Below are 19,350 nucleotides of genomic sequence, written 5' to 3' on the forward strand. Positions count from 1 at the left end.
CGGCGGCATCAATTTCCTGACTGTCTGTTCTTTGAATTCTGCGCTGTAGCTGGGCACTTCTTCACTCCGATCGCTCCCTCAAATATTAACGAAAAACGAGCGGACATCTATTGTGACTGAGGGGGGACGCGACTGCCATCGTTATTAATCGATGGTCGGGTGTTGAGGCTGGATGATCATTCGCCGATTGAACATTATGTGAAGTAGTGTCGATTCAGGCGTACCATCGCGTCTAGCGTTCAGGCTTATCAGGCATATTCTGCTTGCACAGGCTAGAGGACGCTACCACCGTACCGGCTCTGAAGCTGTGTCGATAAACACTGTACTTTAACCAAGCAGCCCCCGCGATTCTCGAGGCGATCGACAGCTTTAGCCTGAAAGGCTAAAGCTGCGCTTGTCCAAGGGACGTCTAAACCGACGTTAAGGCCTTGTCACATAGGCATGAAATACACCATGGGGGCAGCTTAAACGCGCTTGCTGCCGTTGCCAAGATCCGTCTTTTGCTGCTTAAGCTAACTATCATGCAGCCATTTCTCAGTCTTGCGGTGACCGGGAAAGGTAATCCAGGTAATGTCGCGCTCGAACACCATGGGCTGCTCATCAGGTCCAACAATGACCCAGAACCACAAGCGGTCCTCCAAGTTGCGGGCCTTCACTTTCATACCGGTTAAGGTCACGGTTTCTGTACGACCGTTTCGTTCTATGCGAATGGGCTCATCATGGGTATCCACCCAATGAATCTCCATTTTAGGCAACAAGTCAGGGGCATGCTCCTGCAAGAAAGCACGGGCGATCGCCTCACTACGTTCGGCGCTGGGCAAGGGCCGGTCCACCAGGTCCAAAGAAATATGCGCAAAGCCTTTCAGCCGCCCGGACTCAGAGACAACAGAGCTGAAATGCTCACCTTCCAAACCTGAGTTTCGACCATCCTCACGCTCATAACGAGTCAATACAACAGCTTCACCATCTACGCTGACAGCACCTTGGGCCACCTGAACGTAAGCTTCTGGAACAAAGGCGGCAGCCGGATTATTGATTGTGGTACTCATGACATTCTCCGTAGAAGAGGGGCTAGTCTGTGCCTGCACAGGAACAAGCCAAACCGCTTGCAGCGTTACTGCAGCAAGCACAGCAGGAACAGCAGGAACAGAAAAATAAACTCGCATCGTTGCAGACTCCTAGTTGGGAAAAGCGGCGTAGATCGCGCAGATGGCCAATACGCCAGCAAGCAGCAAATAGGTACTGGCCAAAGCCATATCCGCAGTCTGTTGAGCCAGCCACGGCCCCAGACTTGCGCCAATAAACAGCACAAAGGTGTAGAGCGACACGGCCAATCCCCGCACCGAGATATCGCTGACCCCTGCCACTCGGGCAATCAGGCTAGGAACGCTGATACCCAGTCCGGCCACAAACAGGAAACTGGCACCCAGCAAAGCCATCAGGTGCTCTTCCCCAGCCCATGCACTCAAGGCCAAGCCGGTGGCAGCACACACTAATCCAGCGCACAAGGTTCGCGGCGGCCCTAACTTCGGCATCACGACAGCAACCAGCAAAGGCATCAAAAAAGCAGGCGCCACCACAGCTCGTGTCGTCATAGGAGAAATGCCCAACTGCTCAAATTGCATTCCGAGTTTGCTATCCAAGATCATGTAGAAAGCAACGAAACACATCAGCAGGAAGAATGCAGGCAGGTAAACACGGCGCAATCGTGCATCCGCCAACAAACTGCCTATGGCTTTGTAATTGCTGAAAAACCCGCTTAAACCTTGGCCTGCCAGCCTATCTGCTGGTTTCTTCCACAAGCTCCACGCAGTCAAGGCGAACACACCACACAGTGGCCCCAAAGCCGCCCCCAAGCCCCAAGGCCCGGCCACCAATCCGCCATAAATCTGCCCTAGCAAACCGGCGGAAAGAAAGGCCGTACTCATCCAGGCCACACTCCACATTTTTTGGCGTGGGTTGCCTCGCTCTGCCAGGTAGGTAATCGCTACGGGGGGAAAGGAAGAGGCTGCCAGGCCTTGCAACACGCGGCCAAACGTTAGGAACAGAGGGGAGCTTGCCAATGCGAGTACCGCTGTCGCGCCCACCAAGGCCAGCAGGCCTCCGACCATGACATTGCGACGACCCAAGCGATCCGAAAGTGGACCAAAAATCAAAAATCCGGCTGCGTAGGCAAATCCAAAGCTGCTCACCATGCCCGTAGCTTCAATGCCATAGGTATGTTTCAACGTCCCCAAAATCGGTAAAGGCAGGTACAGCAAAGACACAACCGATAAAGCGCAGATAACCATCAAGGCACGCAAACCTATCCCAATAGCGTGCGGATCACTGGCAGATACTTTCATGGTAAATGTTCCTAGCTGTTATGCAGTAAGCTACATATATACTTAAAAAAAACGGCTGACAATCAGCCGCCGTGTGTCTTGGGCAAGATCCCTTGTTGATTGAGCTTGAGCATCAAGCGTACAAGCACATCGCGTTCTTGCGCGTCGAAATGGCTCATCAGTTCGGCAACCCATACATAGTGAGCCGGCAAGGCTTTACCCAAAACCTCGACCCCGTGCTCGGTCAGGCGAACCAACCAGGCACGACGATCCTGAGGGTGCTGCTCCCGATTGCATAAACCGGCGATTTCCATGCGATCAATAATGCGAGTCATCGTCTGCGATGTGACCGACACCCCATCTGCCAGCGTACCTATGCTCAAACCATCCGGATTGCGCTTAAGCAGAATCAGCACGAAAAATTGTGTCTGCGATAAGCCGGAAGTGCGATCAAGATTGGCTTCAAAAGCCGACAACATTTCACTGGTAGCCGAAGCCCAGATAAGCCAAGTCTGCAGCCCATCTACATCTGGGTTGCTGTACTCGACGCCCATTTTGACCAGCGTGTCGTAGCTAGGAAGATCCTTGAGTTCAAACATCATGCTGCCACATAATCATTAAGGCTGAAATGTAGCTGACTACCTATATGTTGGTCAAGTGAATTGTTGAGGCGCAGATTTGAGGGTACGCAGATCCTCATTTTTGCTTGATCCATCCACCTTTTTAAATAAACGATCCTTGTACAGTATCCAGGTCTGGAAAAAACATGCCACCCCAAACAGCCATCCGCCTGGCCTCGTACAATAGCAAGATGAACTGCCGTCTTTACGATGCGGCAAGGAGTCTTTCTATGCAGGACTTGCATCAGGAGCGTTTGCCAAGCCACATGCACTGAGTCAGTAACTGTTCGGCACCCTGGTGGAACTGGATCAGTACCGTTGCAAGCTAGACCTGATTATTCTGCAATGAGCACTCAAGGGCCAACCAGTAGCGCACCTTTGCTATGAATCTCCTTCAAGCTCAGGCCAGTTCCCCCCCAGCACATCCGTACAAACCTGCAGCCATGCTCGGGCGGCTTGCGACAGATACCGTCCATTCCATAGCAGCGCCACTTCCCAGTTCAGCGCCGGCTCCACCACTTCTTTGGCAACCCAGTCCCCCGGTTCCAGCCGAGACAGAAACGGCTGGGGCAGCAAAGCCACCCCCATTCCCGCCTGTGCCATGGAAGCCACCCAATCCCACTGATTGCTTTGCGCCGCAATATTCGCCTGTAAGCCGGCGTGGGCAAAGGCACGCCGCAACATACGGGTCAAGGCGTAGTCTTCACCCAGAAAAATCAAGGGATGCTTTTCCAGCTCCCGCAGCTTGATCTTTTTTTGTGTCCCCGTCAGCGTGTCTTTGTGGCCTATTGCCCAAACCGCATGTTTGGCCACAGGAGTAGCCGATACATTCAACTCCGGTCCCAAGGGTAGAATACTGAGGCCCATTTCAACTGTGCCTGCAGCTACCATGCGCTCAATCCCCATGCCGGTCTCTTCGTGCAGGATCAGCTCGATCTGCGGATGTCGATTCTTGAAGGTCTTGAGCACTTCTGTGAACAGCACATTAATCATGGGCGGAATGCCCAGATCCAGGCGACCGCGTTGTAAGGCCTGAACTTCGTGAACTTCTCGCAGCAAGCCCTGCATGCTCTGCAAAACCTCCTGTCCGCGCTCCAGCACAATTTTGCCGCAATCGGTCAGTTGTAATTGCCGATGATCGCGGATCAGCAAGGGCTCGCCCAGTTCATCTTCCAGCTGCTTGACCATCTTGCTGATGGTCGATTGCGTCACGTTCAGGCTCTGCGCAGCTTGCGTAAAGCTTTGATGTTTAACGGTTTCAATGAAGTATCGCAAGGATCGGATATCCATGATTGGCTGGCCTTTGTTTATGATTTTTACGACTTATTGCTAGTTATTTTATTCATTATGGCGATGCTATGCTGGCTTTGTTCATAAAACATAAACGCCTGTTGTCAGGGCGATTTCGGCTTTTTCTCTCCGGCTCATACAGCCACTATTTTTAAAGCGTGATGTCGTTCTGTTGCGTGAAGATCTCGCCTGGCGCTTTCGGCCCTGGCTCCTTCCGAAAGCAACAACAGGTAGATCAATGACACAGAGACAGGAGCACACGATGTTCAAGGATCGCATTCGTTCCCCCGAATTGGAAGGCAAGGTCATGACCGCTCAGGAGGCAGCCGCCTTCTTTAAAGACGGGATGAATGTCGGGATGAGTGGTTTTACCCGCGCCGGAGACTGTAAGGTCATGCCTCGTGCCTTGGCCGAGCGGGCCCAGACTGAGCCATTAAAACTGAATGTGGTGACCGGCGCCTCGCTGGGTAATGATAGCGATGGCTTGATGGCTGAGGCCGGTGTTCTGGCCCGCCGCTCGCCGTTTCAAGTGGACTCGGTGCTGCGCCGTCATATCAATGAAGGCAAAGTCCTGTTTACTGACCAGCACTTGTCGCTGACAGTGGAGCACATGCGTTCGGGCAACTTGCCTGCCATCGACATTGCCGTCATTGAAGCGGTTGCCATTACTGAAACCGGCGCGATTGTGCCGACGACCTCGGTAGGCAATTCGGCCAGCTTTGCCCAGCAAGCCAAACACATCATTGTTGAGCTGAATCTGAGCATGCCGGTAGAGATGGAAGGCTTGCACGATATCTATGTGCCCGAAGCCCGCCCCAATCGCCAGCCGATTGAACTGACGGATGTGGACCAACGTATTGGCACCACCGCCATTCAGGTGGATCCTTCCCGCATCGTGGGTATTGTGGTGACTGATGCGATGGACAGCCCCTCCAGTGTACTGCCACCGGATGAGGAAACGCAGGCGATTGCCGGTCACATTATCGAGTTCCTGAAAGGCGAAGTGGATGCTGGCCGTATGAGCCACTCTTTGCTGCCCTTGCAGGTGGGTATCGGTACGATTGCCAATGCCGTGACGTATGGCCTGCTGGATTCTCCCTTCACTGACCTGAAGATGTACTCGGAAGTCTTGCAGGACAGTGCAATTGCCATGCTGGACTCAGGCCAGTTGAGCTTTGCCTCGGCCTCGTCCTTGACCTTGTCCGCTCCCAAAATGGCGCAGTTCCTGGAAGGTCTGGATAACTACCGCGACAAGCTGGTGCTGCGCCCTCAGGAAATCAGTAATCATCCAGAGTTGGTGCGTCGCCTGGGCATCATTGCGATCAACACCGCCCTGGAATTTGATATCTACGGCAATGTGAACTCCACCCACGTCTGTGGCACCCACATGATGAATGGCATTGGTGGCTCTGGCGACTTTGCCCGCAATGCACACCTGTCTATTTTTGTCAGCAAGTCTGTCGCCAAAGATGGCGCCATCTCCAGTGTGGTGCCGATGGCCTCGCACGTAGACCACTGCGAGCACGATGTAGCCGTACTGGTTTCTGAATGGGGTCTGGCGGATTTGCGTGGTCTGGCTCCCCGTGAGCGTGCCCGCGTGATCATCGAGAAATGTGCCCACCCTGACTACCGTCCCGCTTTGTTGGACTATGTTGAACGCGCCAGCCAACGTGGCGGTCACACGCCCCACATCCTGGAAGAGGCCCTGTCCTGGCACGTTCGTTTCCAGCAGGAAGGCACGATGAAACAGGAGCAGTTCCAGACACAGGAGCTTGCTACTGCGTAGTCCATCAGGTCTGGTAATGCGTTGCCGAGTCAGTCCGGTAGCGTAGACCTTACAAGCTGACCTGATCGCCCCTGGCACTCCACCCGTGTCAGGGGCATTTTTTTAGCGCTAAAATTGCTGATTCTGCTGCGTTTCGCGAGGCCGGCGTGCTTGAACAAATCGGTATAGTCAATTTTTGGGCCTTTGTCGTGGGTACGGTGTTTATCGTACTGTTACCCGGTCCCAATTCTTTATATGTCTTGGCCAGTGGCGCCGGGCATGGTGTGCGTGAAGGCTATAAAGCGGCCTTTGGCGTTGTCGTGGGCGATGGCATCTTGATGACCTTGACAGCCCTGGGCGCCGCCTCGCTGCTCAAGACGCTACCCATGTTGCATACGGGTATACGTTGGTTGGGTGCGGCCTATTTGTTGTATCTGGGTGTGCGGCTCTTGCAGTCGGCCTTCAGGCAAGGCGGCCCGGTGCAGTCCGTAGACACGCGTTTGCGCCACGACACTCGCTTTCGCAAGGCCTTGCTCCTGAGTTTGTTGAACCCCAAAGCCATCCTGTTCTTCCTGTCCTTTTTCGTGCAGTTTGTGGACCCGTCCAAAGGTCACACGGGCTTGGCTTTTATGCTGCTGGGTCTGGTGGTGGAGCTGATCAGTATTTGTTATTTGTCTTTGCTGATTTTTGGCGGCAATCGCCTGGCAGGAATTTTTCGACGTCATCAGCGTCTGTCCCGTATGGGCAATGGCTCGGTGGGGCTGCTGTTCATGGGCTTTGCTGCCCGTATGATCAGCGACTAGGCCAGCCGCTTCAGAGCGCAGCAGTTCTGACAGCACTTATTTATCAGATTTAAGGAAAACACCCATGAGTAGCAAAATCCGTGTCGGTATTGCAGGTTACGGCAATCTGGGACGAGGCGTAGAGCTGGCCCTGGCACAAAACCCGGACATGGAGCTGGTCAGCGTTTTTACTCGTCGCGACCCTGCTTCCTTGCAACTGCAAAGTGCAGGCGTGCCCGTACGTGCCCTGGACCAGATCGAACAGTACCGCAATGATATCGATGTGCTGATTCTCTGTGGTGGCTCTAAAAATGACCTGCCCGAGCAAGGCCCGGCCCTGGCACGCTGGTTCACAACCGTGGACAGTTTTGATACCCACGCCCGTATCCCCGAGTACTACGCAGCTGTCGATGCGGCCGCTCAAGGCGCTGGTACCACGGCTTTGATCGCGGTGGGTTGGGACCCGGGCCTGTTCTCGCTGAATCGTCTGTATGGCGAATGTGTCTTGCCCGTTGGTCAGACCTACACCTTCTGGGGCAAGGGGCTGAGCCAAGGACACTCCGATGCAATTCGTCGTGTCGCCGGTGTGGCCGGTGGCGTGCAATACACCCTGCCTATCGAGGCCGCGGTACAGCGCGTACGCAACGGTGAGCAGCCTGAACTTAGCACCCGTGAAAAGCATAAGCGTCAGTGTTTTGTGGTGCTGGAGCAGGGCGCGGATGCCGATACGGTGCGAGAAGCGATTGTCACCATGCCTGACTACTTTGCTGACTACGACACCGAAGTGAACTTTATCGACGCTGAAACACTGGCTCGTGACCACGCAGCCATGCCACACGGGGGGTTCGTGATCCGTAGCGGCCAATCGGGTTCGGGCTCGCAGCAAGTGGTGGAGTATGCGCTGAATCTGGGCAGCAATCCGGAGTTCACGTCCAGCGTATTGGTCGCTTACGCGCGCGCTGCATACCGCATGAACAAGAGCGGTCAGATTGGTGCCCAGACTGTCCTGGATGTGGCCCCAGGCCTGCTCTCGCCCAAGTCGGCCGCACAGTTGCGTAAAGAGCTGTTGTAAGTTCTGTGCCCAAGTATCGGCCCGGTTCAGCCTGCCTGATCCGGGCCATTTGTCTTGTTTGATTTCAGGCGAATGATTCGGTGCGCCAATAAAGGGTAAAATAGCGCCCACTTCTTATTATTTTGAGTATTCTCATGCGCTTACTGATCGCACTATTGTTGCCGTGGTTAGGATTTTTCACGATTGGTCGTCCAGTGGCGGGTATTATTTGCCTGATCTTGCAGTTGACCCTTATCGGATGGATCCCTGCCGCGATTTGGGCGGTATACGCTCTTAGCCAATACAAGACTGATAAGAAAATCGAGCAAGCCCTGGGCAAGCGTTAAACCCTGAGCTTTTCTTTTTCTACGTCTGAGCAGGCCATGATGGGCTTGCTCAGACGTTTTATATTTTTTTGCTGATACAGCCATGACCCCATCGTCTCCCGTGGGCCATTCTTCTGAGTCTGGTGAGCAAACGGTATCCGTAGACCCCAAGGCTGTGCCACGCCTGGAACTTCGCGCTATCACCAAGGCCTATCCGGCGGTGGTGGCCAACGACAATATTTCCTTGTCTATTCTGCCGGGGCAAATTCATGCCGTGCTGGGAGAGAATGGCGCGGGCAAGTCCACCCTGATGAAGATCATCTACGGGGTGGTCAAACCAGATCAGGGCCAGATTCTGTGGGACGGTCAGCCCGTTCAGATCAGCAGCCCGGCGGCCGCCCGACAACTAGGCATTGGTATGGTGTTCCAGCACTTTTCCTTGTTTGATACCCTGACGGTCACGGAAAACATTGCGCTGGGTTTGCCTGCTTCCACCAATATGCAGGAGCTGGCGGGCCGCATTAGCGAGACTGCCAGTCAATACGGGCTGGATCTGGACCCGCAACGCCACATTCATACTTTGTCCGTGGGGGAGTGCCAGCGGGTGGAAATTGTGCGTGCCTTGCTGGGCAAGCCCAAGCTGCTGATTCTGGATGAACCGACATCGGTACTGACGCCGCAGGCGGTGCGCCGTTTGTTCGGCACCTTGCGTCAGTTGGCCGCAGAAGGTTGCAGCATTGTCTATATCAGCCACAAGCTCGATGAGATCCGCGAGCTGTGCCATGCCTGTACGGTCATGCGCATGGGCAAGGTCACGGGTTATTGCGATCCCCGCGAGGAAACCACGGCCAGCCTATCGCGCCTGATGATTGGTGCTGAACCTCAGTCGCTGGGTGAGCGCAGCATGCAGCAAGGCGGCACGCTCTTGCAGGTACGTCATCTGCAATTGAACAAATCTCATCCGTTTGCCTGCGAATTGCAGGACGTCAGTTTTGATCTGCACCAGGGCGAAATTCTGGGTGTGGCCGGTATTTCCGGCAATGGTCAGCAGGAGTTGCTGGCGGCCTTGTCGGGTGAAGATACCCGTGCGCAGGCAGACATGATTTTGCTGGACGGCCAGGCGATTGGCCAGCGTGATGCGGCCTGGCGACGTGACCAGGGCATGGGTTTTGTCCCCGAAGAGCGCCTGGGGCGCGGTGCGGTGCCAGAGTTGTCTCTGGCCCAAAATCTGCTGCTATCTCATCAAAACCCGGAAACGGTAAAACGGGGTTTTCTGCGCTTTTCCAGCATCCGCCGTCTGGCAGGCGGGATTATCAAGCGGTTCCGCGTCAAAACCTCCAACGAGCAGGCCGCTGCCAACAGCCTGTCAGGCGGGAATTTGCAAAAATACATTATTGGCCGTGAAGTCACCCGTCAGCCCCGCATTCTGGTGATTGCCCAGCCAACCTGGGGCGTGGACGTCGGGGCCGCTGCCCAGATTCACGCCGAGCTACTGGCTCTGCGCGATGCGGGCTGTGCCTTGCTGGTGATCTCCGAAGAGCTGGACGAATTGTTTGCGATTGCCGATCGCCTGATTGTTATCTCCAAAGGTCGTATGTCTCCTTCTATTCCCGTGGCGCAAGCCAGTGTTGATCAGATTGGGCAATGGATGAGCGGTTTGTGGGAGGAGGGTGAGCATGTTCAGGCTTGAGACTCGTGCCACGCCCTCTACCTTGATGGCCTGGTGTTCGCCTTTGTTGGCGGTCTTGTTGACCATGGTGGTTGCCGGAACCTTGTTCTGGTCCTTGGGCAAAGATCCCCTGGCGGGCCTGAATGTGTTTTTTCTGGAGCCTTTGCGTGACCTGAATGGTTGGGCAGAGGTAGGCGTCAAGCTGATTCCTTTGCTGCTGATTTCTGTCGGTCTGGCCATTTGCTTTCGGGCCAATATCTTCAATATCGGGGCGGAAGGGCAGTTGGTGATGGGCGCTTTGGCAGCCGGAGCCTTTGTTTTGCAGGTAGACAATGGCGAGAACGGCGGCTTTTTTCTGATTAGCATTGCCTTGGCCTGCGGCATGCTCGGTGGCATGGCCTGGGCGGCGATTGTGGCTTTCCTGAAAGATCGCTTCAATGCCAACGAGATTCTGGTGTCCCTGATGCTGGTCTATGTGGCCCAGCACCTGCTCAGCTACCTGGTGCATGGTGCCTTGCGTGATCCTGACGGTTTTGGTTTTCCGCAATCCAGTCTGTTTTCTGATGGGTTTCTCTTGCCTGCCGTCTTGCCGGGTACGCGTTTGCATACTGGTATTGTGCTGGCGCTGATTGCCTCGGTTGCTGCATGGCTTTTCCTGACACGCAGCATGGCCGGTTTCCGCTTGCGAGTGGGCGGTATGGCGCCGTTGGCGGCTCGTTACGCGGGTTTTTCTTCCCGTAAGGCTTTGTGGAGTTCTTTGCTGATTTCAGGTGCACTGGCCGGTCTGGCCGGAGCCGCAGAGGTGATGGGGCCAGTCGGGCAATTGACCCCTTCTATTTCACCCGGCTATGGTTTTGCGGCCATCATCGTGGCTTTTGTGGGGCGACTGCACCCACTGGGACTGATTTTCTCTTCGTTTGTGATGTCTTTGCTGTATATCGGTGGGGAACTGGCTCAAAGTCGATTGGGCCTGCCCAATGCGATTACCGGCATTTTCCAGGGCATCCTCTTGTTTTCCTTGTTGGCTTGTGACGTGCTCATCACCAAGCGTTTGGTCTGGAGAAAGTAATGGACGCGATTGCACCTTTGCTAGCCGCAACCATCAACGCAGGCACCCCATTGCTCCTGGCGGCCTTGGGTTTGCTGATCAATGAAAAATCGGGCGTTATCAATCTGGGCTCGGAAGGCATGATGCTGATGGCCGCCATTGTGGGCTTTGCTGTGGCCGTGCAAACAGGCAGCCCGGCATTGGGCTTTGTGCTCGGCGCGGTTGTGGGGGCCGTGATGGCCGCTGCCTTTGCTTGGTTGACGGTCTGGCTAGGCGCGAATCAGGTGGCTTGTGGCTTGGCCTTATCGCTATTTGGGGTCGGGGCCTCGGCCTATATCGGTCTGCCTTTCACCGGCAACTCTCTGACTGTCACCAAGCTATCTATTCCGGTTCTGAAAGATATTCCCCTGATTGGGCCGGCGTTCTTCCAGCAACACTATATGGTGTATGTCTCCTGGGTGCTGTGCATTGCAGTGGCCTGGTTTTTGGCTCGTACACGGTCTGGCTTGGTCTTGCGCGCAGTGGGTGAGTCGCCTGCTTCAGCGCATTCGCTCGGTTATAACGTGCGCTACATTCGCCTGGGCGCCTTGATGTTCGGGGGGGCCTGCTGCGGTTTGGCCGGTGCCTTCATCTGTCTGGTCTACACACCCATGTGGGTAGAGAATATGGTCGCTGGGCGTGGCTGGATTGCTCTGGCGTTGACGACCTTTGCAACCTGGCGTCCCTGGCGCGTCATGCTGGGCGCTTACTTGTTCGGTGGGGTCACGATCCTGACCTATCATGCGCAGGCTCTGGGTGTTCCGGTAGCCTCGCAATTGCTGGCCATGATGCCGTATCTGGCCACGATTATTGTGCTGGTTTTAATTTCTCGAAACGCTAACTGGATCAGGTTGAATATGCCTGCATCGCTTGGCAAAAACTTCAATCCCAACAACTAGAGGACTGACATGACTGGAAACTTTATGCGCAAGGCCCTGATGGCCGCTGCCATCGCTTCCCCCCTGGCCGCCTTGCCTGTGTCCGCTCAGGCAAACGATCAAGAACCCCTGAAAATCGGTTTTGTGTATGTCAGCCCTATCGGTGAAGCCGGTTGGACTTGGCAGCAGGATATTGGCCGTCTGCAAATGGAAGAGGCCCTGAAAGGCCGTGTGGTTACTCAGTACGTGGAAAACGTGCCTGAAGGCGCCGATGCAGAGCGTGTCATTCGTGATCTGGCCCAGCAAGGCAACAAGCTGATTTTCACGACCTCGTTTGGCTACATGAACCAGACGCAAAAAGTGGCCAAGCAGTTTCCAGACGTGAAATTCGTCCACTCCACTGGCTACAAAACAGCGCCTAACGTGGCGACCACCAACGCCCGTTTCTACGAGTCCCGTTACCTGGCTGGCGTGCTGGCGGGCAAGATGACCAAATCCAATGTGGTCGGTTACGTGGGTGCTCATCCCATTCCTGAAGTGTTGCAAGGTATCAACGCCTTTGCTATCGGTTTGAAGAGCGTGAACCCCGAAGCCCAGGTGCGCGTGGTGTGGGCCAATAGCTGGTACGACCCAGGTAAAGAACGTGATGCGGCTGTGACCTTGCTGGGTCAGGGCGCAGACGTGGTGACTCACCACACCGACTCCACTGCCACCGTGCAAGCGGCGGAAGAAGCGGGCAAGTACGCTATTGCCTACCACTCCGACATGAGCAAGTTCGGCCCTAAAGCCCAACTGGCTGCTGTGACCCACCACTGGGGTGACTACTTCACTCGCAAGGCCACTGAAGTTCTGGATGGCAAGTGGCAGAACGACAGCACCTGGGGTGGCCTGAAGTCCGGTATGGCGGCTTTGGAAGGCTTCGGTCCCGAAGTGCCCGCTGACGTGAAAGAGTTTGTTCTGGCCAAGCAGGCCGAGATCGAGGCTGGTACGCTGCAACCTTTTGCCGCTCCTATCAAGGACAACGACGGCAAGGTACGTCTGGAATCCGGTTTCCTGGATGACGATGCGTTGAACCGCATGGACTACTACGTGGAAGGCGTGGCCAGCAAACTGCCCAAGCAGTAATCTGCCCCGCAGTTTGTAGATACACAAAGCCCCTTGTTGGATAGTCCAGCAAGGGGCTTTGCAATGTGTGGCTGCGGCGGCTTTTCTGGCTGTTGCTCAGGCTCAGCCCAAGTGCGTTCGGTATTGCCTCTGGGGCGGGTTTGTAGTCAGCCTATGACGACAGAGTCGATACACCGAGCAGACCCCAGACTATGCCGTTCGTGCAGGCCGCTTGCGTCCCAAGCGCGCCGAGGCCCGCATCCAGCGTAGCGTCATCAGCACGGCAACCACAGACAAACCTGTTACCAGTCCGATCCAGATTCCCATCCCTCCCATATTGAACTGGAAGGCCAGTAAAGAACCCGTAGGAACACCCAGCACCCAATACCCTAGCAAGGCCAGCAGCATGGGTATGCGCGTGTCATGCAGGCCACGTAGCATCCCTGCAGCTACAGCCTGGGCACCATCACTGATCTGGAACAAAGCGGCCAGCGCCAGGAAGGTAATGGCAAGTTCAATAACGTCCTGGTTTTCGGCGACATCCAGGTCCAGGAACAGGCTGATCAACGTCAAGGGGGCGAACCAGAATACCAAGGCAGCCAAGCCCATAAAGCCTACGCCCAGGATGTAGGAAATCCAGCCGGCACGACGTGCGCCTAAAGGATCGACCCGGCCTGCCGCCAGTCCCACACGGATGGTGGCGACCTGGCTGAAACCTAAAGGAATCATGTAGGACACCGCGCAAATCTGCATGGCAATCGCGTGCGCAGCCAGATCAGATTGTCCCAGCACGCCCATCATCATGACGGCGGCGTAAAAGACCAACGTTTCCAGGGTGAAGGTAATCGCAATGGGAATACCCAGTGCCCACATTTTCCACAGACGCTTAAAACTCCACTGCCAGGCTTCGTTGAACAGGTAGTAGCGTCTAAAACGCGGGTCACTCAGCACGATCCAGCTTAACGCTGCAAACATGAATACGCTGGATACGGTCGTGGCCAGTCCCGCGCCCGCCAATCCCATGGCAGGCAAGCCCAGCTTACCGAAGACCAGGAGCCAGCCCAGTATGGCATTGATACCAATGGCCGTAATCGCCACCGCCAAGGTCCATCCAGGTTTTTCCATGGCCGCCAGAAATGAGCGCAGCACGATGTAACCCAAGTAGGGCAGCAGGGCCCATTGCAGGGTATGCATATAGGTCACGGACCGCGCCGCGACGACAGGGTCTTGGCCCATCATGAGCAAGATGTGCTCGGCATTCCACAGCACAATCCAGGCCGGCAGGGTAATGAGCAAAGCGGTCAGAAATCCGTGGCGAATGATCTGCTGGGATTCGCGTACATTGCGCAGTCGTCGTCCCAGTGTCGTGGCCAGCATGGGAACGACAGCCGATACCAGCCCCATGCTGAAAATCATGAAGGCTTGGTATAGGCTGGCGGACAGAGAGCCGGCAGCCAGCTCATCAGGGCCCAGTCGGCCCATGTAAATCATATTCGTTGCCAACAGACTGACTTGCGCCAGATTTGTCAGAATCAGGGGGCCGCCCAAGCGCATGGACGATTGCAGCTCCGCCAGCCAGAGCTGGGTCGGGCCGGGAGTGTGAGACTTTGCAAACATGGTTTATTGGGGGCGAGGCAAAGACCAGGTGCTGATCACTTGTGCAACAGCCGGGCCGCCGTTGGCCGGTTCCAGCAGAACATCACCCGCACAGGTACGGCCTGTCTTGTGAATCCGGGCGTGCGCCAGAATATCGCCGGGAGGGGCTTTGCGCAGAAAGTTGATGGTCAGGCTGGAGGTGACGGCATCGGGGTTGCCGGTGGCACCGACCACAGCGGCATAGAGCGCCAGGTCCGCCAGCCCCATCAACATGGGGCCTGCCACCATGCCACCCATACGTTGGTGTGCATTGCGTTCGGGCAGGCGTAAACAGGCGTTGTCGTGGCCAATGTGCACGACATCAATACCCAGAACGGCGGCAAAGGGATGCAGGCGTTCTAAAAGATCACGAAATTGAACAATATCGATTTTGGGTTCGGGTGCAGTGTGTGTGCTGGTCATGACATCGTTACTGAAAAGAAGGCCGTTGTAAGAGAGGCAGACTGGCTGGTACTGTATCAGATCGCCTCGCGTATCGGGGGAGCTCGGCGGCAGGCTGCTCAAAGTGGGGCCAATTCCAATCGACCAGAAAGAAGTGAGGAGCATCATGAAACGCAGCGCAGTTGTTCTAGGCTTAAGTGTGCTGGCTTTGACCAGCACCGTGATGGCACAGGGGCATGCAGGCCATGGTAAGCCCCAAGCGGTACGTGCCTTGAGCACACAGGTCCATGCCAGTCAATGCTGGGTGCGTATGCTGCCGGAACCTGCGCCTTTGGCCGCGTATCTGGAGCTGGAAAACAAGGGTGAGCAGAGTGTGGCTTTGGTAGGGGCCAGCACCTTGTCGTTCGGGCATGTGATGCTGCATCAGACGACCGAACACGATGGCATGTCACGCATGTCGCATACGTCCGAGGTGGAGATTCCAGCAGGTGGCACATTACGTCTGAAGCCCGGCGCTTTTCATGTGATGCTGGGGCAGGCGAAAGAGGATCTGGCGCTGGGCGAACGCATTATCCTGAGTCTGCATCTGTCTGACGATACCCAGGTCCAGGCCGAGTGCGAGTTACGGCCCGCCAAGACACAGGCTTACTGATTCAGGCTGGCACTTCCATAGAAAAAGGAGCGTCTCTGAATTGCCCCCAAAAGCTTGGACGGCTGTCTAACTTTTTTGGGGGCAGTTCAATCAAGCGTGCAGTTTTGCTTTCGTGCTCAGGCTTGTAGTGCTGTCAGTACAGCCTGGTTGAATGCTTTTGGATTGGCCAGATTCATGCCATGGGCCGCCAAAGGGATGCGGTGCAACTGGTCCTCGCGCCGGTGCTGACGAATGATGTCCATGCAATGGTGGTAGCGCGTGGGACTGTTCTCGCCCGTGATGAAGCTCAAGGGCGCATCCAGCTGTTTGAGCCATTCCAGACTCGGCCCCAGGTTGGGCTCCTGCTGCTGATCCAGCATGGTATGGGCGTTGTCCTGAATCATCTCGCGGAACCAGCGCGTCATTTGCTTCCAGGTTCCCGAGCCATTGACCGTATCCACAAACAGAGCCATGGCACCATCACGATCGCCCTGTTCCAGGCGTTCGGCCACTTGCTGGAACAAAGGGGCATAGGAATAGGCGCCAGGAGTCGGGAAACCGGGGTCTGCCAAGGTCAGGCTGGCCACTTGCTCGGGCATTCGTTGAGCCAGCAGCAGGGCAACATGACCGCCGCGAGAATGCCCTACGATATGCACATTCTCGCCAGGAATATGCTGGTCCAGCAAGGCCTGCAAGTCCTGGGCGTGTTGCGCTGTGCTGAAGTGACCGGGGCTGGGTGCGCCGGGCCAGTAGGAGCGCAGGCTGGGAGCCAGAACCCGATACTGGGTGGCAAAGGCGGGGATCTGCCAACGCCAGTATCGCCAGTCGCACAGAGAACCATGAACCAGCAAAACGGCTGCGCCTTGCCCTTGGTCTACAAATGTGTGGCGATAGCCTTGTGCGGTCAGTTCAAGGGTGGAGAAGTCGGCAAAGGGGGGTGTCATGGCAAGCAGTACAAGTCAGGCAAGAATCAGTCGCCTAAAAAAACAGACCGGGTTTGAACCCGGTCCGTATGGCGTTACACGCGGGGTAATTATTCCAGCAGCTTCAGGCGGCTGCGCGCGGTCTCGGCTGCTTCAGATTGTGGGTAGTCTTTGACGATACGCTGCAAGGTGGTTTTGGCACCGCTCAGATCGTTCAGTTCGATCTGGCTGGATGCCGTCACCATCAAAGCATCAGCAGCGCGAGGGCTTTGTGGGGACGCTTTCACAAAAGCCTGCAGCTTTTGGATGGATGTCTTGAAGCTTTTGATGGCATATAGGCTGCTGCCTTCGTAAAAGCGCACTTCATCGGCCAGAACGCTGGAGGGGTAGGCGGCCAGAAAACCGGCAAAAGCATCGGCTGCGGGTTTGTATTGGCCAGCGCGATAGGCGTCCATGGCGCTGTCAAAGACAGCTTGTTCTTGTGGGTCTGCGGCATGAGGGCTTTGCTGTCCGGCAGGCGCATTGTTCTGGCCCTGACCGCTGGCTTGCCAGCTCAGTTTTTCGACTTGGCCGCGCAGTGAGACAACTTCAGAGCGCAGGGTGTCAATTTGATCTGCCAGTTGCAGGCGAGCCTGGGTATTTTGCTCGTGCATCTGACGAATTTGCTGACGCAGCTCCAAAATGGCGCGTCGGGCCTCGTCATCGGCAAAGGCCTTGGCCGGCAGGCTGGCAAATAGGGCGGCCGTCGCGAACAGGGCAACGGTCGCAAGACGAAAAGGCTTTTTATAAGCGTGCATAGTGAAGTCCGTTAAAAAATGTGCATCCGCAATGCGCAGGCTCCTCACCTGCCGGTTTCCCCTCTGTCGGGGGCTGTGATCTGGGGGGCTTTGGCCGGCCTGGCGAGCCCGTTGTCCAGCATAACGAATTTTCAGTGGATCGGGCACAGCGCCGATAAAAAACGCCGCGGCGTTAACAACCGCCACGGCGTCGGAACCACTTGGTCGATGCAGAAATTATCGTTGGTAAACGATGTCTGCGCGACGGTTTTCGGCGTAATCAGCTTCGGTGTTACCCAAGGCTTTTGGACGCTCTTTACCAAAGCTCACAGCTTCGATCTGGCTGTTGCTCACGCCCAGCAGACCCAGCATACGTGCCACGGCATCGGAACGACGCTGACCCAGAGCCAGGTTGTACTCAGCACCACCACGCTCGTCGGTATTACCTTCGATGCGCACGGTTTGCTGAGGATGGCTGCTCAGGTACGAGGCGTGCATTTCTACCAGGCCACGGTACTGTTCGTTCACAACGTAGCTGTCGTAGTCAAAATATACCGAGCGTTGTTGTGCCAGTGGGCTTTGAGGATTGAAAGGGTCCATGATCTGGCCTGCGCTAGCAGAGTCTGATCCAGTACCGCCGGTTGAGCCGGAGCCTGATTGATCCAAAGGCACCGAGCTGCAAGCAGCAAGGGTTACAGCCATGGCGGCGAGGGTAAGACTTTTAAGAATGCGCGAGCTCATTTGAATTCCTTTTGAAAAAGAGTCACACAGGATGTCAGTTGGTAAATGGTCCCCAGGTGGGTTCGCGTACTTTGCCATTCAATGACGAGAGGGTCTGACGAACGCGACCGTCCACGGATGTTACAGCTAGGACACTGCGCCCCCCCTGAACAGAACTATATAAGATCTGCATCCCATTAGGGGCGAAACTCGGAGACTGATCGTCGGGACCTGTCGTCAGCAGTTGCTCAGACCCTGATGCCATATCTTGAGTGGCAATTCGGAAAGCACCGTTTCTGCGTGTGACGTATACAAGCCTAGTACCGTCCGCAGAGACCTCCGGTGAAATATTGTAACTCCCGTTGAAGGTAATGCGTTGTGCGTCGTTTCCTCCCAGGCTTACTTTGTAAATATTGGGAGCGCCACCACGATCACTGACAAATACAAGGGAGTTGCCATCAGGCATAAAACTCGGTTCAGTATCGATCAGGGGCGAACGCATCACACGACGCAAGCCCGAACCGTCTGCATTTAGCGTGTAAATCTGCGAAATACCGTCTCTGGAGAGCACAACAGCTAGCTGATTGCCGTTGGGAGCCCATGCTGGACTACTGTTGTTGCCTTTGAAATTGGCCAGTGGCTCACGATGGCCAGTGGCCAAAGTTTGCACATATACAACAGGTTTATCGTTCTCAAAGCTCACATAAGCCAGCTTTTTACCGTCAGGGGACCAGGCTGGCGAGATGATTGAGTGTCGAGAACGCAACATTACCTGTGGATTTTGTCCGTCGGCGTCAGCAATTTGTAACTCGTAGTTGTTGCCCGTTTGCAACACATAGGCCAGGCGTGTCGAAAAAACGCCCCGTACACCGGTGATTTTTTCGTAGATACGGTCGGCAATCTGGTGGGATATGCGACGTAACTCTTTCTCGCTGCCCGCAAAAGCCACCCCATCCAGCTGTGTTTGACGAACGGAATCCACCAGGCGATAGCTGATGGAGTATTGCCCGCCGGTCTGGGCGACCGAGCCGTAGGCCAGGTAATCAGCCCCCCGGTTGCGCCATTCGTCGTAGGCGATGGTGCTTTCTGCATTCAGACCAGCACCGGTGGCATTGATCAATTGAAATTGACCCGAACGAGTCAAGTCGGCGCGAATCACTTCGGCCAGGGACTGGCTGGCCGGGTTATCAGCAAAATCGGCGATCGCGATGGGGTACTGGGTAGCACCCACACCCGATATATCGACCCGCAGTTGGGCCTGAGCCGGTTGGCTGGCGAACATGCCAGCGGCCAGGGCAAACGCTCCAGTGGCCGTGGCGCGCCAATGACGACCTAAGGTCGCCAGGGCAGGGGTAGCGGCGGTCATT

General features: G+C 55.7%; 19 protein-coding genes. 9 read left to right on the forward strand and 10 right to left on the reverse strand.

Annotated features, from left to right (window positions below):
- Nucleotides 1-512: 512 nt before the first annotated feature.
- The 4 genes from AB7E06_RS18460 to AB7E06_RS18475 all read right to left on the reverse strand — a co-directional run bounded on the left by AB7E06_RS18460 (nucleotide 513) and on the right by AB7E06_RS18475 (nucleotide 4,234).
- Complete coding sequence (locus AB7E06_RS18460; RefSeq protein WP_427958019.1) at nucleotides 513-1,049, reverse strand: hypothetical protein; 537 nt, start codon at nucleotides 1,047-1,049, stop codon at nucleotides 513-515.
- A gap of 129 nt (nucleotides 1,050-1,178) precedes the next feature.
- Nucleotides 1,179-2,345 carry an MFS transporter gene (locus tag AB7E06_RS18465; protein WP_427958021.1) on the reverse strand — a complete coding sequence of 389 codons (1,167 nt, stop codon included), beginning with the start codon at nucleotides 2,343-2,345 and terminating at the stop codon, nucleotides 1,179-1,181.
- Between the two features lie 62 nt (nucleotides 2,346-2,407).
- Nucleotides 2,408-2,926: a MarR family winged helix-turn-helix transcriptional regulator gene (locus tag AB7E06_RS18470; RefSeq protein ID WP_240632098.1), complete on the reverse strand. Its 519-nt coding sequence runs from the start codon at nucleotides 2,924-2,926 to the stop codon at nucleotides 2,408-2,410.
- Nucleotides 2,927-3,325: 399 nt separating this feature from the next.
- Nucleotides 3,326-4,234 carry a LysR family transcriptional regulator gene (locus AB7E06_RS18475; RefSeq protein WP_121739485.1) on the reverse strand — a complete coding sequence of 303 codons (909 nt, stop codon included), beginning with the start codon at nucleotides 4,232-4,234 and terminating at the stop codon, nucleotides 3,326-3,328.
- Nucleotides 4,235-4,496: 262 nt separating this feature from the next.
- Here AB7E06_RS18475 and AB7E06_RS18480 point away from each other — a divergent pair, with 262 nt between their 5' ends.
- From AB7E06_RS18480 to AB7E06_RS18515, 8 genes are all read left to right on the forward strand, one after another.
- On the forward strand, nucleotides 4,497-6,020 hold the full coding sequence (locus AB7E06_RS18480) for an acetyl-CoA hydrolase/transferase family protein (RefSeq protein WP_094197565.1): 1,524 nt from the start codon (nucleotides 4,497-4,499) through the stop codon (nucleotides 6,018-6,020).
- Between the two features lie 146 nt (nucleotides 6,021-6,166).
- On the forward strand, nucleotides 6,167-6,802 hold the full coding sequence (leuE, locus tag AB7E06_RS18485; protein ID WP_094197564.1) for a leucine efflux protein LeuE: 636 nt from the start codon (nucleotides 6,167-6,169) through the stop codon (nucleotides 6,800-6,802).
- Nucleotides 6,803-6,866: 64 nt separating this feature from the next.
- Nucleotides 6,867-7,853 carry a diaminopimelate dehydrogenase gene (locus AB7E06_RS18490; RefSeq protein ID WP_094197563.1) on the forward strand — a complete coding sequence of 329 codons (987 nt, stop codon included), beginning with the start codon at nucleotides 6,867-6,869 and terminating at the stop codon, nucleotides 7,851-7,853.
- A 134-nt stretch (nucleotides 7,854-7,987) separates the two neighbouring features.
- Nucleotides 7,988-8,179, forward strand: coding sequence for a YqaE/Pmp3 family membrane protein (locus AB7E06_RS18495; protein WP_003802304.1), 192 nt, complete (start codon nucleotides 7,988-7,990; stop codon nucleotides 8,177-8,179).
- 82 nt (nucleotides 8,180-8,261) lie between these two features.
- Nucleotides 8,262-9,848 carry an ABC transporter ATP-binding protein gene (locus tag AB7E06_RS18500; RefSeq protein ID WP_230019202.1) on the forward strand — a complete coding sequence of 529 codons (1,587 nt, stop codon included), beginning with the start codon at nucleotides 8,262-8,264 and terminating at the stop codon, nucleotides 9,846-9,848.
- Nucleotides 9,835-10,896: an ABC transporter permease gene (locus AB7E06_RS18505; protein ID WP_094197562.1), complete on the forward strand. Its 1,062-nt coding sequence runs from the start codon at nucleotides 9,835-9,837 to the stop codon at nucleotides 10,894-10,896. Before AB7E06_RS18500 ends, AB7E06_RS18505 begins: the two co-directional genes overlap by 14 nt.
- Nucleotides 10,896-11,813, forward strand: a complete 918-nt coding sequence (locus tag AB7E06_RS18510; RefSeq protein WP_042489288.1) for an ABC transporter permease — start codon at nucleotides 10,896-10,898, stop codon at nucleotides 11,811-11,813. Before AB7E06_RS18505 ends, AB7E06_RS18510 begins: the two co-directional genes overlap by 1 nt.
- Before the next feature lie 24 nt (nucleotides 11,814-11,837).
- Complete coding sequence (locus AB7E06_RS18515) at nucleotides 11,838-12,917, forward strand: BMP family ABC transporter substrate-binding protein (protein ID WP_094197561.1); 1,080 nt, start codon at nucleotides 11,838-11,840, stop codon at nucleotides 12,915-12,917.
- Nucleotides 12,918-13,106: 189 nt separating this feature from the next.
- Here AB7E06_RS18515 and AB7E06_RS18520 read toward each other — a convergent pair whose 3' ends face one another.
- Nucleotides 13,107-14,513 (reverse strand): MATE family efflux transporter, encoded by a 1,407-nt coding sequence (locus AB7E06_RS18520; protein WP_108728646.1) that lies wholly within the window; start codon nucleotides 14,511-14,513, stop codon nucleotides 13,107-13,109.
- Nucleotides 14,514-14,516: 3 nt separating this feature from the next.
- Entirely contained in the window at nucleotides 14,517-14,954 is a 438-nt protein-coding gene (locus AB7E06_RS18525; protein WP_094197559.1) for a PaaI family thioesterase, read from the reverse strand.
- Between the two features lie 145 nt (nucleotides 14,955-15,099).
- On the opposite strand from AB7E06_RS18525, the gene AB7E06_RS18530 reads away from it, so the two are divergent.
- Nucleotides 15,100-15,585: a copper chaperone PCu(A)C gene (locus tag AB7E06_RS18530; protein WP_427958027.1), complete on the forward strand. Its 486-nt coding sequence runs from the start codon at nucleotides 15,100-15,102 to the stop codon at nucleotides 15,583-15,585.
- Nucleotides 15,586-15,701: 116 nt separating this feature from the next.
- On the opposite strand, the gene AB7E06_RS18535 is transcribed toward AB7E06_RS18530, so the two are convergent.
- From AB7E06_RS18535 to tolB, 4 genes are all read right to left on the reverse strand, one after another.
- A complete protein-coding gene (locus AB7E06_RS18535) occupies nucleotides 15,702-16,508 on the reverse strand; it encodes an alpha/beta fold hydrolase (protein ID WP_427958029.1) in 807 nt (268 codons plus the stop codon).
- Between the two features lie 89 nt (nucleotides 16,509-16,597).
- Nucleotides 16,598-17,284, reverse strand: a complete 687-nt coding sequence (gene ybgF / locus AB7E06_RS18540; protein ID WP_094197556.1) for a tol-pal system protein YbgF — start codon at nucleotides 17,282-17,284, stop codon at nucleotides 16,598-16,600.
- A 216-nt stretch (nucleotides 17,285-17,500) separates the two neighbouring features.
- The gene (gene pal, locus AB7E06_RS18545; RefSeq protein WP_094197555.1) at nucleotides 17,501-18,004 is read right to left on the reverse strand and encodes a peptidoglycan-associated lipoprotein Pal; all 504 of its coding nucleotides are present in this window, start codon (nucleotides 18,002-18,004) and stop codon (nucleotides 17,501-17,503) included.
- Nucleotides 18,005-18,038: 34 nt separating this feature from the next.
- Nucleotides 18,039-19,349, reverse strand: coding sequence for a Tol-Pal system beta propeller repeat protein TolB (gene tolB, locus AB7E06_RS18550; protein WP_094197554.1), 1,311 nt, complete (start codon nucleotides 19,347-19,349; stop codon nucleotides 18,039-18,041).
- Nucleotide 19,350: the final 1 nt, after the last annotated feature.

Source organism: Alcaligenes sp. (assembly GCF_050255915.1).
Classification (GTDB): domain Bacteria; phylum Pseudomonadota; class Gammaproteobacteria; order Burkholderiales; family Burkholderiaceae_B; genus Alcaligenes; species Alcaligenes aquatilis.

Bases quoted from the DNA above. Each gene is read 5' to 3' on its own strand.
- AB7E06_RS18460 (WP_427958019.1), bottom strand. From the start codon at position 1,049: ATGAGTACCACAATCAATAATCCGGCTGCCGCCTTTGTTCCAGAAGCT.
- AB7E06_RS18465 (WP_427958021.1), bottom strand. From the start codon at position 2,345: ATGAAAGTATCTGCCAGTGATCCGCACGCTATTGGGATAGGTTTGCGT.
- AB7E06_RS18470 (WP_240632098.1), bottom strand. From the start codon at position 2,926: ATGATGTTTGAACTCAAGGATCTTCCTAGCTACGACACGCTGGTCAAA.
- AB7E06_RS18475 (WP_121739485.1), bottom strand. From the start codon at position 4,234: ATGGATATCCGATCCTTGCGATACTTCATTGAAACCGTTAAACATCAA.
- AB7E06_RS18480 (WP_094197565.1), top strand. From the start codon at position 4,497: ATGTTCAAGGATCGCATTCGTTCCCCCGAATTGGAAGGCAAGGTCATG.
- AB7E06_RS18490 (WP_094197563.1), top strand. From the start codon at position 6,867: ATGAGTAGCAAAATCCGTGTCGGTATTGCAGGTTACGGCAATCTGGGA.
- AB7E06_RS18495 (WP_003802304.1), top strand. From the start codon at position 7,988: ATGCGCTTACTGATCGCACTATTGTTGCCGTGGTTAGGATTTTTCACG.
- AB7E06_RS18500 (WP_230019202.1), top strand. From the start codon at position 8,262: ATGACCCCATCGTCTCCCGTGGGCCATTCTTCTGAGTCTGGTGAGCAA.
- AB7E06_RS18505 (WP_094197562.1), top strand. From the start codon at position 9,835: ATGTTCAGGCTTGAGACTCGTGCCACGCCCTCTACCTTGATGGCCTGG.
- AB7E06_RS18510 (WP_042489288.1), top strand. From the start codon at position 10,896: ATGGACGCGATTGCACCTTTGCTAGCCGCAACCATCAACGCAGGCACC.
- AB7E06_RS18515 (WP_094197561.1), top strand. From the start codon at position 11,838: ATGCGCAAGGCCCTGATGGCCGCTGCCATCGCTTCCCCCCTGGCCGCC.
- AB7E06_RS18520 (WP_108728646.1), bottom strand. From the start codon at position 14,513: ATGTTTGCAAAGTCTCACACTCCCGGCCCGACCCAGCTCTGGCTGGCG.
- AB7E06_RS18525 (WP_094197559.1), bottom strand. From the start codon at position 14,954: ATGACCAGCACACACACTGCACCCGAACCCAAAATCGATATTGTTCAA.
- AB7E06_RS18530 (WP_427958027.1), top strand. From the start codon at position 15,100: ATGAAACGCAGCGCAGTTGTTCTAGGCTTAAGTGTGCTGGCTTTGACC.
- AB7E06_RS18535 (WP_427958029.1), bottom strand. From the start codon at position 16,508: ATGACACCCCCCTTTGCCGACTTCTCCACCCTTGAACTGACCGCACAA.
- ybgF (WP_094197556.1), bottom strand. From the start codon at position 17,284: ATGCACGCTTATAAAAAGCCTTTTCGTCTTGCGACCGTTGCCCTGTTC.
- pal (WP_094197555.1), bottom strand. From the start codon at position 18,004: ATGAGCTCGCGCATTCTTAAAAGTCTTACCCTCGCCGCCATGGCTGTA.
- tolB (WP_094197554.1), bottom strand. From the start codon at position 19,349: ATGACCGCCGCTACCCCTGCCCTGGCGACCTTAGGTCGTCATTGGCGC.